Genomic DNA, 18,318 nt, shown 5'->3' on the forward strand with positions numbered 1-18,318 from the left:
ACGCCGCCTTTCTGTTATTTGGGTTTTGATTTTTTCTCTATGGATTTTATACAAATTCACAAAAGTGTAACGACACTTCTGTGAATTAAAAACCAAACCCTGTAAGGGTTTAAAAAGCACAAAATGGCTACGCCATTTTGTGCTTTGGTATTACGGAAGCTTCGGCAGACTATCAGCTTTGGCTTCTTTGGCTTCTTTATTTTGATTCCAAAGCAACATTCCTAATACGCCATCGAGCAACCCGCCACCGCGATCGCCACCATTGACAGCCACATCTGGCACAACCCGCACATTGCGATCGCCGATGGTTTGCATCAGTTGCAGGGCAACATAGGAGTTACCACCAAGAGCATCGACCCCAGCACGATAGGCATCAGCCTTAGCTTCACCAGTGACTCTGATTGCTTCAGCTTCACCACTTGCTTCTTTGACTTTGGCATTGGCTTGCAGTTCAGCAATTCTCACACCTTGTTCAGCTGTGACCACATCTCTTTGGATATCCGCAAGAGATGTTTCGCGGACGAGTTCTTGTCGTTGCGTTTGGGAAATCCGCTGGACTTCGTATGTTTTGCGTTGTTCTTCCGCAATCTTGCGATCGGTGAGGGTTTGCATCAAGGTTTCAGGTGGCTCGATTTGACCTAATAATGTATCGACCGCCTGCACGTCATAAGCCTGCATTGCTGTACGAATAAAATCTGCGGCTTCAGCTTGGCGATCGCTACGGGCAATCAAGAAATCTAGGACTGTATAAGCTTGTGCTGAGTTGCGGAAGTAATTACCGACGGTAGGACGTAATACATGATCGACTAGATTTTGCATCGATCCAACACGTGAAATCACTCTTGGTGCATCCAAAGAGCCGACATGGATGATTTGGGCTACTTCTAGATTAAAGGCAAACCCATCGATAGAGCGCACATTTAAAGCTCTGAGTTTGGAATCATAGCCATGTTCTTCAGTGCGATCGCTAAAGTTCAACACAATATTAGTAGTGGGAACTAGTTCTACTTTCATAATATGTGTATTTAATGGATGCTTTCCAGGGTAAAGCGGCTCGATCCAGACACCTTTATCGCCGACGTTTACTAAATGCCCATGAGTAAACAAAGCCCCACTGACATCATCTTGAGCGCCACCGACAAAGGAGATCACCACACCGACATAGCCGATAGGAATCTCGGTCATTTTTACCTGTTCAATTTGGGCAAACCAAGGATTAATATTCCATGAGCCTGAGAGAATTACTTGCTCTTGCAAGCCACGACGACCGCCACCATTAATGAATAGCTGTGCATTTTGGAAATTATCATGCTCGGGAATAATCGCACCTGCGATCGCACCTGCCTCAATGGGAATTCCATCCAGAGCTGTAACGATACCAACTTTTTCAGTCGCTACGGAATAGAGTCTTAATTCTGAAGGAGACATGCCATTTGCGGCGGCAGTAGCAGAAGTGATGATCGTAAATAGCGCCGTATTAATTCGATAGGTTCCTGCGGTCAGAATACCAAGCTGCCTTCCTTTCTCGCCGCCAGCTAAAAGGAACTCTCTAGAGTTCTGGAAGTTATCACAGGGTACGGTTTTACCCAGAATGCGATCGGGTGGAATTGACTTACCATCGTTAGCAATAATCAACCCGATTTCACCCTGAGGAACCACAATGACAGATTCCTTCCGAATGCCATATTGCCAAGGGTAAAAGCCAAAGTGCCACCCTGGGGCGAGGGTATCCGCTTGATAGCCAGCTTCACCATTGAGAGCTACTAATTGCCCAGGAGGTAAATCTCCCTTCAGTGAGAATTTCTTGACGACAATGCCAACTTCCCGCTCGCCAACTACGATTAGTCCTAAGATCCAGCCCATCTGTGGCAAAAAAATAAACACGACTACTACGCCACCAATTCCCCATACCCATAATGGAAAGTTGAAATCGCCAGCTTGCATCATTTGTACAGGTTGCGATCGCGTTTGATTTGTATCTTTCTGCGAAATTTGCTGGGCGACCGCCGATTCATTAATACTGACAGCAGGTAATGAGACAGTACCAAGCATAGCGATGGCTGCGCCTGAAACAAGCGATCGCTGCCAAAATTTCTTGCTAAAGTTTTGACCAATATCCTGAATATTAATTAATTTCTTCACAGGTAAAACCACTCTTTCAGAACTGCTGCTAATCTAGCGCAGTTGTCAGGGATTCCTCAAAATCCACTAAGAAAATTAACAAGCATCACAATATTGCCCAAGGATGGTTATTCTAAGGAGACTTCCATCCTAGCCAAGCATTGTGATCGCATAATCGACTTATGTAGTGATCTCTATTAATCACGACTCACAGTATTAGCGATCACCTTTAGGCGATTGATTGTTGATGCTACCTCGTTTGACAAAAGAATTGGGGCGTTGGAGTTTTTTTTACTGTATATGTGCTCAGTGTTAAGATTGATTTGTTGAGAATCAAAGGCTAGAATGACTGCATTGAGCTGTTAGCCTATACGTTGGGGTTGACTTTAGTTAGGGACAACAGTATAAATTGGCAATCATATCTGGTCATTTCTTTGTGGAGAAATTGTATGGGATTAGCTGAACGAAGAGCGATCAAAGCCTTCTCAGAAGGACGGTATCTCAAGCTCAAACAAGAGATAGACGCAATAGTTGGATTTGAAATACCCATTGAGGTAAATTGGGACTCGCTCGCAACAGAGGGCTACGCTGAATTGTACGAGGATGCATTTTACAAAGTCTATTTTCGTCCACTGATTGATGCTTTGAAAGCGATCACAATCGATGACCTCGGCAAAGAAGCCATCAAGGAAGGGCTCAAAAAAATTGTAATTGAGGACAGTGGCAGTAGTTGGCCGACCTTTCATCTCGGTGTTTTGACTTTATCGTACTATGCTGTTTCCAATTTAGATGATTGGATGGAGCGAAAGAAAAGTATTCAAACAGAACTTGAAAAAGGGCTCTAACACTTGGAGCTAAGCATATGCACTTAGCTCCAAGTGTGGTTATCAAAATAGGAGTTGCATTATAAATTTTCACTTGCGTATTAGTCTTGGAAAGAGCTTTAAATGTTTCCACAAAGCTTTCTCCCTAAATCAGCTCAACGACTGATTCTGCGTCGATTTATCGATCAGGATCTTGAACGGTTTCTTGATTATAGGCAAGATACTCAAGTTGAAGCAATTAGAACAATATTAGCATTCATATATAGAAGCCCATATTCCGCTCGCAATTGTTTTTTCTTTCATTATGACCTTCGAGTGGACTACTACAAGCTATAGTGATCAAATGTGCTTCTGTTTCTCCGTTCCTTGACCGTCTACTAGGGGAGAGCCAAGAAAAAATATTTAGTAGTACCTAAAGCTTAATCCCCAAACAGACAAGGTGCACGCTTAGCGTGCGCCTTGTCTGTTTGGGGATTAGTGTTACTGAATAATAAGGTTTGCTAGAAGTGTTGAGATGTCAAGGGAATCAATGGGATGGAAAAAAGCGGTTAATCTTTGGGCGATTTTTGCAACTCCACCTTGAACATTTGACTCAACATTTAGAGGCATTACAGGGTCGTGAAGAGAAAGTCGCAATAAAAACCAACCATTTTCATCTGGGGAAGTACAGGAAACTCGGATACCTTCATAATTATTAGGAACAACTTTCCAGTCCGATTGCGAGAGCGCAAAAGCCTTTAAATCAGTAATTACGCGATCGCCTAATGCTTTAAAATCCTCCACTCCCATCTTGATTCGAAATTCTTCACTCTCAACTGGCTCTTGCAAATTGACAATCAAATCAGTGAGAGATTTACCCGCCAGTTTCGACTTGGCTAGTTCAATTAACAGCTTACTGACTAAATATGCACCATCATCAAGGAAATAATTTTCCTTCATTGCGCCATGTCCTGAAGTCTCGATCGCAAGCCAAGATTCTTGTCCAGACTGGTTTAAGCGGATAGACTCATTAATTACATTTTTATAACCACGCTTAAAACGATGATGCACACCCTGCAAATCTTGCTCTATAAACTTGGTTAAGCCATCGGAAGTAATGGAATCTGTAACAATTGTTGATTGAGGATGCTCTTGTAAAACGATCGCGGAAATTATGGCAATCAAGCGATTACGATTAAGCTCCTTACCAAATTGATCGACAGCCGCACTGCGATCGACATCGGTATCAAATATAATCCCAAAATCCGCTTGATGTTTGATAACAGCTTCACAAATAGAAGCCATTGCAACCTTGTCTTCAGGATTGGGAACATGATTGGGGAAATTGCCATCGGGTTCAAGAAACTGACTACCCGTAATATCTGCGCCCAAAGGCTGTAAAACCTTATCGGCATAAAATCCACCAGCACCATTGCCAGCATCAACGATGATTTTCAACCCTTTTAAAGGCTGCTCATAGTGTTCAGGATGATTGACAGATTCACGGATTTTAGTGACAAACTGATGCGCATAAACGGAAATAAAATCATGTTCGGTGATTTTGCCTTGAGCAGATGAAAGTACAAATTCATTCTTTTCTGCAAGCGTGAGGATATCTGTAATATCTTTTTTTTCTAGACCACCTTGCGCCGTAAAAAACTTTAAACCATTGCGGTTAAAGGGTAAATGACTGGCTGTAAGCATAATTGCGCCATCGCAGTTAAAGCCATCAGTAATCGTGCTCATAAACATTGCAGGCGTAGAGGCGATCGCAAAGTCATAAACTTGACTACCTAATGTATTAATTCCTGCGATCGCGGCTTGCGTTAATGCTGGGCCAGAGAGCCGACTATCGCGCCCGATGGAGATTAATAGCTCTGATGTTGGTTTATCTAATTTCTGAGATAGCCAGCTAGAGAAGGCTTTGCCTAAGATGTTAACAACTTCAGGAGTTAGGTTTACTAATTCGTCAGGTACTCCTGCGATCGCTACGCCACGAATATCGGAGCCATTCTGGAGCTTTTTCCAATTAAAATCTTGCATTGTCATCTTACTTTTAAGCAGTCGCGTGCTATGCGGATGCTTACAGTCTATCAACTTATACCAATTCCCGAAAGTGTAACTAGACCCAAATAGAGAAAGGCGGCGCTTCGCGCCGCCTTTCTCTATTTGGGTTTTATATCTTTAAAGTTGTCGGCAAGGAATGCGATCGCTTAAAACGGCGGTCGCGATCGCGTAAGTACTAATCTCTAAATAAGCATCAGATGGAGCCTCAAAACAAAAATCCTCTTCTGGAAAAACTGCTCTCTCAATACATTCATCTAACTCTATCTGTAATCGAATAATTTGAATCCGTTTAGTTTGGTTAATGTAGCAATATGGCTTTTTATTAGATTTATGTAAATCAGAATTTTGCATGTCTTTCAAATAGGTTGAAAAAGAGTCTTTCTCTTGTAAAAACTTCTAAGTATTTTGGCATAATTAAAAAAACAAAATCAAAACATTTACCGCCCGCTACGCGGGCGGTAAATGTTTTGAGGTTTTATATTTAATTGTGCATAGCTCCTTAAAAGCTGCTATGCCAATGTATTGATGTGTTAGCTGTAATATTCGATTTAACTTTATTATCATGTATACGCGCAATGCCTTTTGACAGAGAAAATGTAAACAAGAGATCTTGTTTTTCTTCTCGATATATAACTGATAGATCAGTATTATTTGCTTCTGCAAATTGGCGACACAATAACAACTCAATCCTTGCAATTATCTCGTCAACTTTGTTGAAATTAACTATATTCTCATAATCTTGAAATAGCTGATAAAAATCATTTTTGTTAGTACTTCCGCCAGAGATAGAGATAGATACTCTAACTTTATCCTGAACAATCTCAGAAGAAATTTTTATCTTCTCCTCATCAGAACTAAATTTTACGATATTAATAATGAGATTCCTAACCATGCAGCAGATCATATCTCGACGTGCATACACAATGGAATCATGATTCATCTCAAATAAAATCTGAATCCCTCTAGGAACTTCAATTCTAGACAGCCTCAAGATGCTATCAGATATCACCTCGTCAATCATAAATGTAGTATTTACTTCCTTGACCTTGATTGATTCAGGTACAAAATAATTTAGAGATTTTCCTTGATATTTTGTACAAGTATTCTGGTTTGAAATTGTATTGATGTACTCAGAAAAAACTATCGATCCTTCATTTAGATTATTCATTGTTTTCATCCAAATTCTTTTTTGTATTTAGATATAAACTTGATTTTGAGTTTTGAATTTACCTTTGATAAATTTAAAACCATCGTAATAAATTAATAAACAGCGATCACTTTACGTCCGATATTCTTGAGAATATACTGAGCCTGACTAGCATCGCGATCGTTGACTAGTCCTATTACTAAAAACTTGCCATCATTAACAGCTTCTAAAAATTGTAAGATGTCCAGTACATTAATTCCCAGTCCTGTCAGCACTGATGGTAAGCCATTATCTGAAGCAATATATTCCCAATGCATTGAGTTTTGATGTTCTTGATATTGGGTAGAAATGATGACAATCTGAGGTGAACTCAAACCTTGTTTCTGCATTTCTAGTACTGCATCGTTAGCTTCGTGTCTTGAAGGAAATATAGCTATAACAGTGCATATGCTTTCTGTCTCAGCTTGATCATTATCAGTTTCTTCATGAATTGCTGGTGCGATCGCATTACTATTTGCTAGTCCCAAGCCATCAATACTGGCCGCATACTTGATGAAATCTGGATTATGAGTATTTCTCTCATTTGTTATAGTCATTTCTACACTCTCAAAAAATAATGAGAGTAAAATCAAGCGATTTGCGTCAATCTCACTCGTTACATACAGCTTTTTTTATATTCAAAAAGGGAACAAGCAATATCTTACTTAGATATTATTTGGATTTTGATTTGGTGTAAAGCCCTGTAATTATCCAATCATTGCAATGATTGATTTAATTTGCTGTAATGATTGACTTGATTGATTTAGTAATAAAACTTATTATTTGTAACCTGCTGCTTGCAGAGAAAAAAGATGGGCATAGCGTCCATCTGCTGCCAATAACTGCTCGTGACTACCTTGCTCGATAATTCGACCATCTGCCATCACGATGATTTTGTCCGCCATGCGCACAGTCGAAAACCGATGGGAAATTAAAACGACCATCTGGTCTTTGGTGAGAGAACGGAAATGATTGAAAATATTCATCTCTGCTTCAGCATCCATTGCCGCCGTGGGTTCATCGAGAACAAGAATGTCGGCTTGCGATCGCATAAATGCTCTCGAAAGCGCAATCTTTTGCCATTGTCCGCCTGACAACTCTTGACCACCCTTAAACCATTTGCCCAACTGCGTCCCAAATTTTTGTGGCATATTGTTAATAAAAGGTTTAGCCATGCCTTTTTCAGTCGCAATTTCCCATTCTTGATCGTCATTGATGCGTTCCACATCACCGACACCAACATTCTCGCCTACGGTAAATTGATACTGCACGAAGTTCTGAAAAATCACACCAATTCTTTTGCGTAACGTATCAATATCCCAATCATTCAAATCAACTCCATCTAATAAAATCCTGCCACTACTAGGCGTATATAATCGCGTTAATAATTTAATTAATGTAGTCTTGCCAGAGCCATTCTCGCCCACGATCGCGAGTTTTTCGCCATGTTTGAGATGCAGTGAAATATCCTTTAAAACTGGCTCTTGGCTCTCAGGATAGCAAAAAGACACATTCTCAAATTGAATTCCTGCTGACCCAATTCCTTTAGTAATCTTGCCGTGAGATTGGGGAACTGGCTGTTCTAAAAATTCGTAGAGATTAGCGAGATAGAGATTGTCCTCATACATACCGCCAATGGAAGTTAATGCTGATGCGAAAGTAGACTGACCTTGGCGGAACACGACTAGATACATTGTCATTTCTCCGAGGCTAATTCTGCCTGCGATCGCTTCCATCACAATCCATGCATAAGCCCCATAAAATGCGCCCGTACTCAGCAATCCCAGCAGATAGCCCCAAAATCCTTTTTGAATTGTGAGATTGCGATCTTCCACATAAAGGCGATCAAAGACATCACGATAACGCTGCAATAGCATTCCGCCTAATTGATAAAGCTGTACTTCCTTGGCATAGTCTTCTCGCGCTAGTAAAGTCTCTAGATAATGTTGCTGACGGGTTTCAGGCGATCGCCATCGAAATAGTCTAAAAGCATGTTCTGAGAATCTAGTTTCCGCAATAAAAGAAGGAATCGCCGCTAAGACCAAAACAATCACTGCCCAAATGGAAAAGTTTAATAACAATCCGCTAAAGGTCAATAGAGTTAATGCTGACTGCCCTAAACCGAAGATCCGACTGATTAAGGATAGCGGACGACTAGAAGCCTGCGCCCTTGCCTGAGACATCTTGTCGTAAAATTCTGAATCCTCAAAATGAGCCAGATCGAGGGTAAGCGCTTTTTCTAAAATCAAGACATTCACATTCTGCCCAAGCAGCACACGCAGCAATGATTGAGATACGGTGAGTCCTTTTTGAACTGCCGCCAAAATCACGATCAAGATTGCTTCAAATCCCACGTAACTGAGCGCTAAATTGCGATCGCTTAACAATCCACTCCGCGCCGCCAACACAACGCTATCGACGATCAATTTGCCAACATAGGCGATCGCCGCAGGTAACAGTCCACTCACAAGGGTAAAAATTGCGATCGCTAGGGTTAATCGACGGCTAGTCGTCCACACTAGACCTAAAGCCTTGAGCCCATAGCGAAATATTGTCAAAGACTTACGCAAAGTCTTTTTAAGAGATCTCTGTCCCTTTTGTTCACTTTTTTTCTTTTTTGTCATATAGCCATTTTATGCCATGGGTAAGGGCAATTCATGAATTGCCCTTACCCATAAAATTCCCTGCTAGCGATCGCTTAATTGATTGCCAATAAGCCCTGATCGGAAACTCAGTATAGTCACGGGTGATGGATAGCAGCACAATCAAATGACCAAAAAAAGTGGCGATCGCCCAAAACTTAGGAAACCACGCGAGAGGAACATCTGGCTCAGTTGGAAAAAGATAAACAGCTATAGATGCGATCGCAGTTGGTACTAATACTAATAAAATCCCCAAAAAGCTTAGCCAACGGCTGTTATAAACCTGCACTGCATTTGCATTTTCCCAGCGCTTTCCTGTCCATGCCCATCGCAGTAAAGAGATTGTATCTGCCATCTTCAAAAATTGCTGACGTTGATCGGCGCTTTGCTCAAGGATAAAAATATGATTGCAAAAATCACAAGCCAAAGTTTCCATCATCGGCATGGGGGTGATCGTGCCACGCATACAGACAGGACAGGAGGACGATGGCGATCGCGAACTGGAATAACTCATTATTTACACTTTGACAATGTTTAGCAGTGGCGCTAAGCGTCTCACTAACATTGTAGAACAAATGAATTACCCCCTTTAATTCCCCCTTGCAAAGGGGAAGACCAGAAATCTTGTTCCCTCCCATTTGCAAGGGGAGGGCTAGGGTGGGGTAAATTATCCCTTATTCAACAGCAAAAGTAATCGCTACCACCGCTCGAATGTCTTTATCAATCGAAGTTGTGTTGTAAGAGCCACTGTTGCTGACCTCAGTGGAATATCGCGCCGTAATCTGAAAGACATCGGTTTCAGCCTTGCGAATTGTGCCGAGGCGACTGCCTGAAACATTGACGATCGCATCGCCTCTAGCCTTTGCATCTTTAGTCGCTTCCGAAATCATTTCCACTCGCAACTGACTAAGCTGCGTATAGAGATATTCCGCAGGCTCCGATGTAAAGGGAATACCCTCATTAATCAAGTCTGTGCTTGAACGTGCGATCGCACTAATGCCATCGACATCCTTAGAGCGAATCTCAAAGCGTTGGATCAATCGATAAGCAATGTTTCTACCAGTTTGGACTCCATTACTATTGGTCTCAGGAATTGGCTGAGTTTCGATCGCACTAACGACGATCGCATCATCAGGAACATTTTTGCTCTTGAGATAGGCTCGCACTCGATCGTTGTAGCGTTTGAGTTCTTGGTAAGCAAGTGGCAATGTCGTCTGTTGGCTAGATACAGAGCTACGCCAAATCACAAAATCTGCACGAATAGGACGAGTTGATGAACCAATCACGGTCAAAATGTCATTTGACCTTAGCGATCGCAGAGCATTGCCAGCGAGAAAGGCACTACCGACAAGTGCGATCGACAGGGCAAGCATTCCACTGAATAGTTGAGGAAATGGAGATGCTGGTTTTGGTGTTGAGGCGTTAGGGTCTGACAGCATAGCTTTGTTGGGAATTGTTATACTGCTTGACGCTAAGGCTTGTTGCTTAGTTACGGCTTGTAATAAAACGTAATTCAAGGAAAAGGGAAAAAGGAAAAAGGAAAAACTGGGTTGATTTTGTTCAGCTATCTTTGGATGACTTTATCTTTTTAGCAAGAATTTTTATTCTTAATGTTTTTATAACTTGTAATAGAGAGAAATACACACAAGCTAGTTTTGTATCAATATATACTATTTAATGTAACCCGATTGAAAACATCTATGAGCATGAAAGCGTGCAATTAAAATCATGAATAATGTTATGAACAAAGTTACAGATTCTGCCTTATTCTTTGGCGGTTCAACAGTTTCTGATAGTTACAAGAAACATCTTGCTAGTATGTGGGCTTCACTGGAACGTCGGTTTGAGGTTGCCCGCGCCAGCCACAACACTGAACTTCTGGTGATGCTAGAGCTAGAAAGAAGCGCGATCGCCTCCAATCAAGTAGAGACACCAGCAACGTCGCTATGGCAAGGACTGCGGAATTTGCTATTCTCGAAAGCCGAAATTAGAGTTAAGCAAATTTGCGATCGCGCTGGCAATCAGTGGTGGTATGGATACAATCCCATTACTGGGCAATCTGTCTATGCTGACACAGATACTGAAATGCGACTGTGGATCAAGGAACAAGCTTTGTAAAGGAAAAAGGAAAAAGAAAAAAACTGGGTAATGGCTTCCATTATCTAATTTATGAAGCAAGAGTCAAAAAGAATCTATTTCTATACTTTTTCTCTTTCCCTTGGCAAAAGCGATGGCGATCGCAATTTGTCCACTGAGAAATATCGTCAAAATTCCAAAATTTCGTAGGGGCAAAGCATTCCCGCCGAGATTTATGATTTTATCAATTCCCTTCATTAGGGAATGCTTTGCCCTAAATCTCGCAACGCAGGGACAAGCGATCGGTGAAGGCGAAGAGGGTTAAGCATTTGCGGAATGATGTCTCTGCGATCGCTTTAAAAATTGTGGCGCAAATGCTTAACCCCTACGAAATATCGGTTATATCGGTTAATGCAGATGTCCAAAGATCTCCGACTTTTTGGGCGCTATCAAAAAGGATCTACGAATTCACAAAAAAAGTCGGAGATCTGGGGCTTTACTTTTCCTTTTGCCTTTTTACTTTTTACTTGGCAACAGCATCGTTAATTCTATTTCTTCGCGGACTTGTTTGCTGACGTAGCTGCGGTTCATGCACTCGACAAGGAGGAGATTGGCTGAGTAATATTGTTTGAGAAGTTCCACTTGCTCATCGGTAAATTGCCAATCGTGACCAATATTGAGGTGATCAACACTTACCTGCCTTAATTCTTCAATCCAATAGTGTCCATTTACTGTCCACCATGACTTAAAAGTCCATCGATATGGATTAGACAACGGCTCTTTTAGTACTTGTAACAGTTGGATTAGTTTATCTTTGCCGATAGCTAAGTCGATAGCATTGGAGAGTGCACTTTCAATGTTCGTGGTTGGGTAATAACTTAGCATATAAGAAGTGGGATCAAGTTCTTTATACTTCAGATTCATAGCACGATTAAGAGCGTGGCTGATATATCGGTCGAGGAAGAGAGAGTTATCAAATACCTTTTGTGGAATGTTGAGGGGATAGCTTAGGTCTCTCTTTCGGTAACCGCCCCGTGTTTCTGTGTCAAACTCATCTGTAAGATCAAGACCTTTGATAAGGTCAAAATCGAGTAAGTCTCTCATGACATCGGGATTAAGTTGATGTAAAGATACATAAGAGTAAAAAGCTCTAACAGATCTAGTCTTATAGATAGAATTCACAGAATTTGTCTTTTGATCTACCCATTCTAGAAATGCTTGCAACTTCTCATCATTTGCAAACATTCCATCAATATGATCCTTCATTAATTGCAAAAAATCATTCGATCGCCGCAACATTTCCGCAGTCAGATAAAAAACCTCCTTCCATCTAGGATTAGAAATATTCTCTATCAATCTTTCAAAATTTCTTTCCCTATCAATTTCTCGCGCCGCAAAATATTCCTGAAAAGTCAAATGGGAAAAAGAATAAATATTTCTTGCCCTCTCCACTAACAACCCATGATGATGCTCGATCGCTTTTAGCACCACCTCACTATCCAGCCGTAACGCATCAGGATCGGCGGAAGCTTCAGGGAGATTGCAGATATAGTCCTTAATCTGACGTTGCAAATCCTCTTGCCGAAAGAAATATTCACCATTCACAAAGGTATTAAAGGCAATCTGTCCCAGCATATCTTCCTTATTTTGAGGCGAAAGATGCTTATAAATTATCTCCCGTTCGATATTGCGCTTCGCATCCCACTTTTTCATCAATACTTCTAAACCTTCCTTATAAAGTTCCGATCGCTTCGGCGGGAAGTCGTTACGCTCTCCAAATACCAGACACAACAGCGTCAGTAACAAAGGACTTTTTGCTAATTCCTTAACAGGTTGATTACCCTTTAATCTCTCTAGCAACCGTTCCGACTTTGACTCATCCCTCTCCCGAAACTAATTATTCACAAAGGTTTCAATCTGCCCATCATCAAAATCCGCAACTTCAACTTCCGTAAAATTCTCAAATAGATATTCTCGCGCCGCAATCCGACAGGTAATTGCAAAGCGATTTTTTAGCCAATCCCTTGAAAAGCGATCAATGTCCTGCTTAACACGGCGATCATCCTCCTTCTTCACCTCATCCAAACCATCCAGCAAGATCAACGCTTTACCGTTATCTAGCAACTGTTTCGCTACATCCTGCGACACCTTGCGCTTGGCAAATTCCGCCAAAATATAATTTTCTAGCGATGGCTGTCCCCTCTCCTCCGCATAAGCCTTCAGCGTCACAAAGATCGGCACAAGTTCCCCATGAAACTTATTCTCAAGACAAGACATCGCCAAATATTTCATAAATGTAGTTTTTCCTGCCCCCGGTTTACCCAACACCACTAACTTCTGAATTTCATCAACCGCTTTAAGCCCAGTCACTCGTTCTTGGATTGTCCCGACTAAAAAGCGATCAAAGTGCTCACGGGTGCATACCTCTATCACCTCGTCATAGCCAATCCGCCGCCGCCCAGTTACATCCTTGATGATATTCACAGAGGTATAAATTCGATCCAGATCGACAGGTTGCGTCATATCCAACACCCGCATCGTCCCACAGCGTTCCGTCACATTCGCCGCGATTTTTTGCTTCACATCTTTGACTAGCAGATCTAGATCATCACTAACAACATCCTCACCCCGTATATCGCGCCAGTCCAGTTCTAGGAATTTGCACAACTCCTCAAAATTATCTCTAGCGATCGCCTCTCCCCGAAACAAAACCGTAATCACCGATCTCGAAATTCCCAAAGCCTCAGCAAGTGACTTTTGCGTAAAACTGCCTTGCTTCATTGCCGCTTTAATCTGCTTAATACCCTGCTCAGAAGCCCTTAGCGATCTGCTCATTTGTAACCCTCACCTGGTTAAAAACTATTTTGGCATTTTTTCAAGTCACGCAAAAATTTAGTTGCGAAAACCAAGATTACCGCAAGCAAAGGCAAACTTTAACAGCGCAGATCTCCGACTTTTTCTATGACCTTGTAGATTCCCTTTGATAGCACCAAAAAAGTCGGAGATCTTAATCTCTAGCCGTAAAAACACGCAAGTCACGCAAATCACGCACAGTCAGTCAAGCAGCCATATTTCATAGTGATTGCATAGTTTAATTCGGAGCAAAAAATTATGTCAGTCCCAAATCAAGTTCAAAAGCAAGTCACAACTCAAGCGATCGCACAAGTCCCCCAAACAAATAACGCACCAACAAACAACAAACAAACTGCGATCGAGTCCACACCAACATCAACACCCATTGACGCATCCAACACCATTCCTGCGATCGTCAGCAACCCAACAGTTAGCATAATCCTCGCCTTCGCAGTGTTGGTGAGAGTGATAGTCGATCGCCCTTCCTCAAGGAAAAAGTAACAGCGACTTGTTCAGCAATAGCTAATTGAGAAATAATAGAAAACATCAAACAAATGTAAGGGCAGTTCATGAACTGCCCTTACATTTGTTTCTTTTGCGTAAATGCGATCGGCTTAGCAGATTTCGCATCGATTAGTTCCAACAATTTTGCAGATGAGATGTAGCGATAATTAATGCATTGACTGCGGCGACTCTCTTGTAACAATTTTGCCCGTTCGCGTCGCGCAATCTGATCCGTGGGATTTACCTCTAACCATTGATTGTAGGCATCAAACGCATCATACCAATAGAAGTATTTGGCATAGATACGCGCCTTTCCTAACAGCATATTCTCACCCTTAACTTCTCGCTCCAAATCTAGATTTGACTCTCGCTGAATATACGCATATGCAGGATATATCTCGCCCCATTCATCAATTACAGCCATTGACCAACGTTGGATTTTGCCATTGAGAAGTGCAGGATTAGCAACAGGCAAGATCATCTTATACAACCCCACTTCTGCGATTGTCTCTTGTCCTCTAAAAACACTGCGGCTAAAAGATTGACTTTCTTTTATTCTGAAATCAATACCTAAATTTGATTTGGAAGATGTTCTCAGATTCTGATACTTGTAGACATAAGCATACAAATTAGGTCGTTCAGAACTAGTGCGTCCTCCATCATCGGGAGCAATTATGGAGATGCAATAATTAGGTATGGAATGTGGAACTCCCCCTATAAATTTCTGATCAATTCCTAATCCATATCGGGTGTGTTTGGGCTTAGCGATCGCAGCCAAGACATTGCCATAAATCACCGACAGAAAAAGCAAGCTAAATAATGTACCCGAAAACCTTGTTATCTTTCTTCGCCAAGCTAAATCCAGAATATCGATTAGTAGTCGCATGATTTTTACTGCTAGCTCAAATCCCGACGATCTCGCGCCATAGCTAAAAGTATAGGCGCTGAGCAACAAACGACAAATAAGCAAATTGCTGCATGTCAACCTCATTAGTTGATTGTTTTGCCATAATCAAGGCTGAAGATAATAATCAAAACCCATTGACAGAAGTTTTGGCGCTTTGCGCTGTAACTCTGTCAATTAGGCTAGGGTGAATGTATTTACAGACACAGTTAGGGGCTCTATTTAAGAGTGATCCCAAAGAAATTGCTAAAAGATTACAAACAAATGCCCCGCATTCCGTAAATCGATGCAAGTATAGACAATATGTCAATCTGTCCTTATTTAGAAAATGAGCTACCAGTAAGCTCCACTTGATCCAAATGCACTTTATAGGAGCAGCAAGATAGGGCAACCTAATCATGAGAAAAAACAACTTAATTTCAGTAGTCGTCATCATTGGGCTGATTTTTGCAGCTAGCATTTGGTATGGGCGCAATAATGGCTTACTTCCAGTTGCCGCAGGTGACGAAGCAGTCTTGTATGACGGACTTTTCAACACGATCTTAGGGATCGCCTTCGGATTTTTCCTCGTAGTTGAAGGCGTATTAATTTACTCGATCATCAAATTTCGTCGCCGCAAAGGTGACGATACCGATGGCCCATCCGTTCATGAAAACTTAAGTCTTGAGATCGTATGGACAGCGATCCCTACAGTTATCGTGATGTGGGTAGCGATTTATAGCTTTGATGTCTATACCGCCATGCAAGGCAATCAAGATCTTAGCGGTATGGCACATGGAGGGATGCACCAGACAGTAGCCAAAGCCGACAGAGGTGGTATGCCTATGTCAAAAGCAACCCTCGCTTCTTCAAATAGCGACGGAGTATTAATGGCAGGTACTCTTCCTGCTGGTAGCGATGATGTTTTGGCGATCAATGTTAGCGCCATGCAATTTGCTTGGATTTTTAACTACACTGACGAAATTGCTACTGCTGAATTGCATGTTCCTGTTGGCAAAAAAATTCGCCTAAACATGAATGCCGTTGATGTCCTTCATGCCTTTTGGGTTCCCCAATTACGTATCAAACAGGACGTTATTCCTGGTCGCGAAACCTATCTAGAATTTACCCCTCGCGTCGTCGGTGAATATCCAGTAGTCTGTGCCGAGCTATGTGGTTCTTATCATGGAGGTATGCGCACCACGATGGTAATTGACACTCCTGAAGACTATTCAAAATGGTTGAAAGAGCAGCAAGAAATTGCTAGTAACGATCCCGATGCGATCGTGGCAACTCGTCCAGCCTCTGTAACCCAGATGTCTGAGCAAGAATATCTCGCTGGCAAAGTCGCTCAAGCTGGTGGAGATATGCACATGATGCATATGAGTCATTAAAGGCTGAATACGAATTACGAATTACGAATTACCAATTACGAATTACCAATTACCCTATGACCCAGACACTCATACCAACCCAAAGTTCGGGCGCGATGGGAGCTGAACCCCAAAAAACTCTTTGGTGGGAATTTTTCACCTTTAGCGTCGATCATAAAATCATCGGGATTCAGTATCTCGTTACTTCGTTTGTTTTTTATCTAGTGGGTGGACTACTTGCATCAATAGTTCGTGCTGAACTCGCCACTCCAGACTCTGATTTAGTCGATCCCGCTTTTTACAATAGTCTCTTCACCATGCATGGCACAGTCATGATCTTTTTATGGATCGTACCTGCTGTAACTGGAGGCTTTGGCAACTATCTGATCCCATTGATGATCGGAGCGCGGGACATGGCATTTCCTCGTTTGAATGCGATCGCATTTTGGATGACTATTCCTGCGGGGATGCTGTTGATGAGTAGCTTCTTCTTTGGACCTGCTTCAACTGGTTGGACTGCCTATCCACCTCTAAGCATTTTGACAAATGAACATGTTGGACAGGTGATTTGGATCGGCAGCATTCTTTTAGTGGGAACTTCTTCGATTTTGGCAGCCGTGAATTTTATTGTCACGATCTGGTCAATGCGGATGCCTGGAATGGATCTGTTTAGTATGCCCCTATTCTGCTGGGCGATGATGGCAACTTCATTGCTTGCCTTATTAGCTACGCCTGTATTAGCAGGAGCTATGGTTTTACTAGGTTTTGACCTATTGATTGGGACAAACTTTTTTAACCCGACTGGCGGCGGCGATCCAGTTGTTTACCAACACTTATTCTGGTTCTATTCACATCCCGCTGTTTATGTGATGATTTTACCCGTATTTGGGATCATCTCTGAAGTCCTTCCTCCACACAGCCGCAAGCCAATTTTTGGTTATAAGGCGATCGCCTATTCCAGCATGATGATTTGCTTTTTGGGCTTATTTGTCTGGGCGCACCATATGTTTACCAGCGGTACACCTGACTGGTTGCGCGTATTCTTTATGGTGGTCACATTGCTTGTGTCAGTCCCGACTGGGATTAAGGTATTTAGTTGGGTGGCTACGCTTTGGGGTGGCAAGTTGCGCTTAGAAAGTCCTTTACTATTTGCAATGGGGTTCATCTCCACATTCTTAATTGGTGGATTGAGCGGTGTGCTACTTGGTTCAGCTCCTCTTGACATTCACGTTCACGATACTTATTTCGTGGTAGCTCACTTCCACTACGTTCTTTTTGGCGGCAGTGTATTTGGTATTTATGCGGGACTATATCATTGGTTTCCTAAAATGACTGGTCGCATGTTGAACGAGTTTTGGGGCAAGGTTCACTTTGTCTTGACCTTCATCGGAATGCATCTAACCTTTGGTCCCATGCATATTCTTGGATTGCAAGGAATGCCTCGCCGAGTCGCCCAGTACGATCCTCAATTTGCACCGATTAATGTGATCTGCACGATTGGAGCATTTATTCTGGCGATTTCCACAGTTCCTTTTGTGATAAATGCTGTCTACAGTTGGTTTAAGGGCGAACAAGCTCCTGACAATCCATGGAACGCTCTGACTATGGAATGGACAACCTCTTCGCCGCCAATTCCCCATAACTGGGGCGGTGAACCTGTCTTATTATCTGGTCCCTATGACTACGGCGAAGAATATAAAGAAGCTCGCAAAGAAGCGGCGATCGCTGCTTCACAAGCTGCAACTTAAATCAAACTCTGTAAACAATGGGCTTAGGTGATTTCTCATTTAAAATTTACCCCACCCTAACC

17 protein-coding genes are annotated in these 18,318 nt (G+C 42.1%); 6 read left to right on the plus strand and 11 right to left on the minus strand.

Translation table 11 applies throughout. The features are described from left to right. Positions 1-150: 150 nt before the first annotated feature. Positions 151-2,052: an SPFH domain-containing protein gene (locus tag PseudUWO311_RS19465; RefSeq protein WP_142656901.1), complete on the minus strand. Its 1,902-nt coding sequence runs from the start codon at positions 2,050-2,052 to the stop codon at positions 151-153. A gap of 518 nt (positions 2,053-2,570) precedes the next feature. Here PseudUWO311_RS19465 and PseudUWO311_RS19470 point away from each other — a divergent pair. Continuing rightward, positions 2,571-2,966, plus strand: a complete 396-nt coding sequence (locus tag PseudUWO311_RS19470) for a hypothetical protein (RefSeq protein ID WP_142656883.1) — start codon at positions 2,571-2,573, stop codon at positions 2,964-2,966. Between the two features lie 459 nt (positions 2,967-3,425). Here the strand turns inward: PseudUWO311_RS19470 and PseudUWO311_RS19475 are convergent, their stop codons facing one another. The 7 genes from PseudUWO311_RS19475 to PseudUWO311_RS19505 form a co-directional block, all read right to left on the minus strand. After that, a complete protein-coding gene (locus tag PseudUWO311_RS19475; RefSeq protein ID WP_142656884.1) occupies positions 3,426-4,967 on the minus strand; it encodes a phosphomannomutase/phosphoglucomutase in 1,542 nt (513 codons plus the stop codon). A gap of 141 nt (positions 4,968-5,108) precedes the next feature. Further along, entirely contained in the window at positions 5,109-5,342 is a 234-nt protein-coding gene (locus PseudUWO311_RS19480) for a DUF1830 domain-containing protein (RefSeq protein WP_142656885.1), read from the minus strand. Positions 5,343-5,490: 148 nt separating this feature from the next. Next, a complete protein-coding gene (locus PseudUWO311_RS19485; RefSeq protein WP_142656886.1) occupies positions 5,491-6,159 on the minus strand; it encodes an ATP-binding protein in 669 nt (222 codons plus the stop codon). A 92-nt stretch (positions 6,160-6,251) separates the two neighbouring features. Further along, positions 6,252-6,734: a hypothetical protein gene (locus tag PseudUWO311_RS19490; RefSeq protein WP_142656887.1), complete on the minus strand. Its 483-nt coding sequence runs from the start codon at positions 6,732-6,734 to the stop codon at positions 6,252-6,254. 222 nt (positions 6,735-6,956) lie between these two features. Then, complete coding sequence (locus PseudUWO311_RS19495; protein ID WP_142656888.1) at positions 6,957-8,801, minus strand: ABC transporter ATP-binding protein; 1,845 nt, start codon at positions 8,799-8,801, stop codon at positions 6,957-6,959. A gap of 31 nt (positions 8,802-8,832) precedes the next feature. Next, on the minus strand, positions 8,833-9,333 hold the full coding sequence (locus PseudUWO311_RS19500) for a hypothetical protein (RefSeq protein WP_142656889.1): 501 nt from the start codon (positions 9,331-9,333) through the stop codon (positions 8,833-8,835). A 160-nt stretch (positions 9,334-9,493) separates the two neighbouring features. Then, positions 9,494-10,258: an SIMPL domain-containing protein gene (locus PseudUWO311_RS19505; protein WP_142656890.1), complete on the minus strand. Its 765-nt coding sequence runs from the start codon at positions 10,256-10,258 to the stop codon at positions 9,494-9,496. 301 nt (positions 10,259-10,559) lie between these two features. Between PseudUWO311_RS19505 and PseudUWO311_RS19510 the strand changes: the two genes are divergently transcribed. Both PseudUWO311_RS19510 and PseudUWO311_RS24150 read left to right on the plus strand, forming a co-directional pair. Beyond that, positions 10,560-10,937: a hypothetical protein gene (locus PseudUWO311_RS19510; RefSeq protein ID WP_190303574.1), complete on the plus strand. Its 378-nt coding sequence runs from the start codon at positions 10,560-10,562 to the stop codon at positions 10,935-10,937. 112 nt (positions 10,938-11,049) lie between these two features. Continuing rightward, positions 11,050-11,220 (plus strand): hypothetical protein, encoded by a 171-nt coding sequence (locus PseudUWO311_RS24150; protein WP_190303575.1) that lies wholly within the window; start codon positions 11,050-11,052, stop codon positions 11,218-11,220. Between the two features lie 191 nt (positions 11,221-11,411). Here the strand turns inward: PseudUWO311_RS24150 and PseudUWO311_RS19515 are convergent, their stop codons facing one another. Both PseudUWO311_RS19515 and PseudUWO311_RS19520 read right to left on the minus strand, forming a co-directional pair. After that, positions 11,412-12,755 carry an NACHT domain-containing protein gene (locus tag PseudUWO311_RS19515; protein ID WP_142656892.1) on the minus strand — a complete coding sequence of 448 codons (1,344 nt, stop codon included), beginning with the start codon at positions 12,753-12,755 and terminating at the stop codon, positions 11,412-11,414. A gap of 33 nt (positions 12,756-12,788) precedes the next feature. After that, a complete protein-coding gene (locus PseudUWO311_RS19520) occupies positions 12,789-13,730 on the minus strand; it encodes an NACHT domain-containing protein (protein ID WP_142656893.1) in 942 nt (313 codons plus the stop codon). Between the two features lie 276 nt (positions 13,731-14,006). On the opposite strand from PseudUWO311_RS19520, the gene PseudUWO311_RS19525 reads away from it, so the two are divergent. After that, positions 14,007-14,249: a hypothetical protein gene (locus tag PseudUWO311_RS19525; protein WP_142656894.1), complete on the plus strand. Its 243-nt coding sequence runs from the start codon at positions 14,007-14,009 to the stop codon at positions 14,247-14,249. A gap of 79 nt (positions 14,250-14,328) precedes the next feature. Here the strand turns inward: PseudUWO311_RS19525 and PseudUWO311_RS19530 are convergent, their stop codons facing one another. Further along, entirely contained in the window at positions 14,329-15,138 is an 810-nt protein-coding gene (locus PseudUWO311_RS19530; protein WP_190303576.1) for a DUF928 domain-containing protein, read from the minus strand. Between the two features lie 416 nt (positions 15,139-15,554). Here PseudUWO311_RS19530 and PseudUWO311_RS19535 point away from each other — a divergent pair, with 416 nt between their 5' ends. Beyond that, positions 15,555-16,529 (plus strand): cytochrome c oxidase subunit II, encoded by a 975-nt coding sequence (locus tag PseudUWO311_RS19535; protein ID WP_142656896.1) that lies wholly within the window; start codon positions 15,555-15,557, stop codon positions 16,527-16,529. A 56-nt stretch (positions 16,530-16,585) separates the two neighbouring features. Then, positions 16,586-18,256 carry a cytochrome c oxidase subunit I gene (gene ctaD, locus PseudUWO311_RS19540; RefSeq protein ID WP_142656897.1) on the plus strand — a complete coding sequence of 557 codons (1,671 nt, stop codon included), beginning with the start codon at positions 16,586-16,588 and terminating at the stop codon, positions 18,254-18,256. The last annotated feature ends 62 nt before the right edge of the window (positions 18,257-18,318 follow it).

The sequence above is a fragment of the Pseudanabaena sp. UWO311 genome (assembly GCF_006937785.1).
Taxonomy (GTDB): domain Bacteria; phylum Cyanobacteriota; class Cyanobacteriia; order Pseudanabaenales; family Pseudanabaenaceae; genus Pseudanabaena.

Excerpts from the sequence above, each read along its gene's own strand:
- PseudUWO311_RS24150 (WP_190303575.1), top strand. The coding sequence starts at position 11,050 with ATGGCGATCGCAATTTGTCCACTGAGAAATATCGTCAAAATTCCAAAA.
- PseudUWO311_RS19480 (WP_142656885.1), bottom strand. The coding sequence starts at position 5,342 with ATGCAAAATTCTGATTTACATAAATCTAATAAAAAGCCATATTGCTAC.
- PseudUWO311_RS19535 (WP_142656896.1), top strand. The coding sequence starts at position 15,555 with ATGAGAAAAAACAACTTAATTTCAGTAGTCGTCATCATTGGGCTGATT.
- PseudUWO311_RS19470 (WP_142656883.1), top strand. The coding sequence starts at position 2,571 with ATGGGATTAGCTGAACGAAGAGCGATCAAAGCCTTCTCAGAAGGACGG.
- PseudUWO311_RS19530 (WP_190303576.1), bottom strand. The coding sequence starts at position 15,138 with ATGCGACTACTAATCGATATTCTGGATTTAGCTTGGCGAAGAAAGATA.
- PseudUWO311_RS19475 (WP_142656884.1), bottom strand. The coding sequence starts at position 4,967 with ATGCAAGATTTTAATTGGAAAAAGCTCCAGAATGGCTCCGATATTCGT.
- PseudUWO311_RS19525 (WP_142656894.1), top strand. The coding sequence starts at position 14,007 with ATGTCAGTCCCAAATCAAGTTCAAAAGCAAGTCACAACTCAAGCGATC.
- PseudUWO311_RS19465 (WP_142656901.1), bottom strand. The coding sequence starts at position 2,052 with ATGCTTGGTACTGTCTCATTACCTGCTGTCAGTATTAATGAATCGGCG.
- PseudUWO311_RS19495 (WP_142656888.1), bottom strand. The coding sequence starts at position 8,801 with ATGACAAAAAAGAAAAAAAGTGAACAAAAGGGACAGAGATCTCTTAAA.
- ctaD (WP_142656897.1), top strand. The coding sequence starts at position 16,586 with ATGACCCAGACACTCATACCAACCCAAAGTTCGGGCGCGATGGGAGCT.
- PseudUWO311_RS19490 (WP_142656887.1), bottom strand. The coding sequence starts at position 6,734 with ATGACTATAACAAATGAGAGAAATACTCATAATCCAGATTTCATCAAG.
- PseudUWO311_RS19500 (WP_142656889.1), bottom strand. The coding sequence starts at position 9,333 with ATGAGTTATTCCAGTTCGCGATCGCCATCGTCCTCCTGTCCTGTCTGT.
- PseudUWO311_RS19505 (WP_142656890.1), bottom strand. The coding sequence starts at position 10,258 with ATGCTGTCAGACCCTAACGCCTCAACACCAAAACCAGCATCTCCATTT.
- PseudUWO311_RS19510 (WP_190303574.1), top strand. The coding sequence starts at position 10,560 with ATGAACAAAGTTACAGATTCTGCCTTATTCTTTGGCGGTTCAACAGTT.
- PseudUWO311_RS19485 (WP_142656886.1), bottom strand. The coding sequence starts at position 6,159 with ATGAATAATCTAAATGAAGGATCGATAGTTTTTTCTGAGTACATCAAT.
- PseudUWO311_RS19520 (WP_142656893.1), bottom strand. The coding sequence starts at position 13,730 with ATGAGCAGATCGCTAAGGGCTTCTGAGCAGGGTATTAAGCAGATTAAA.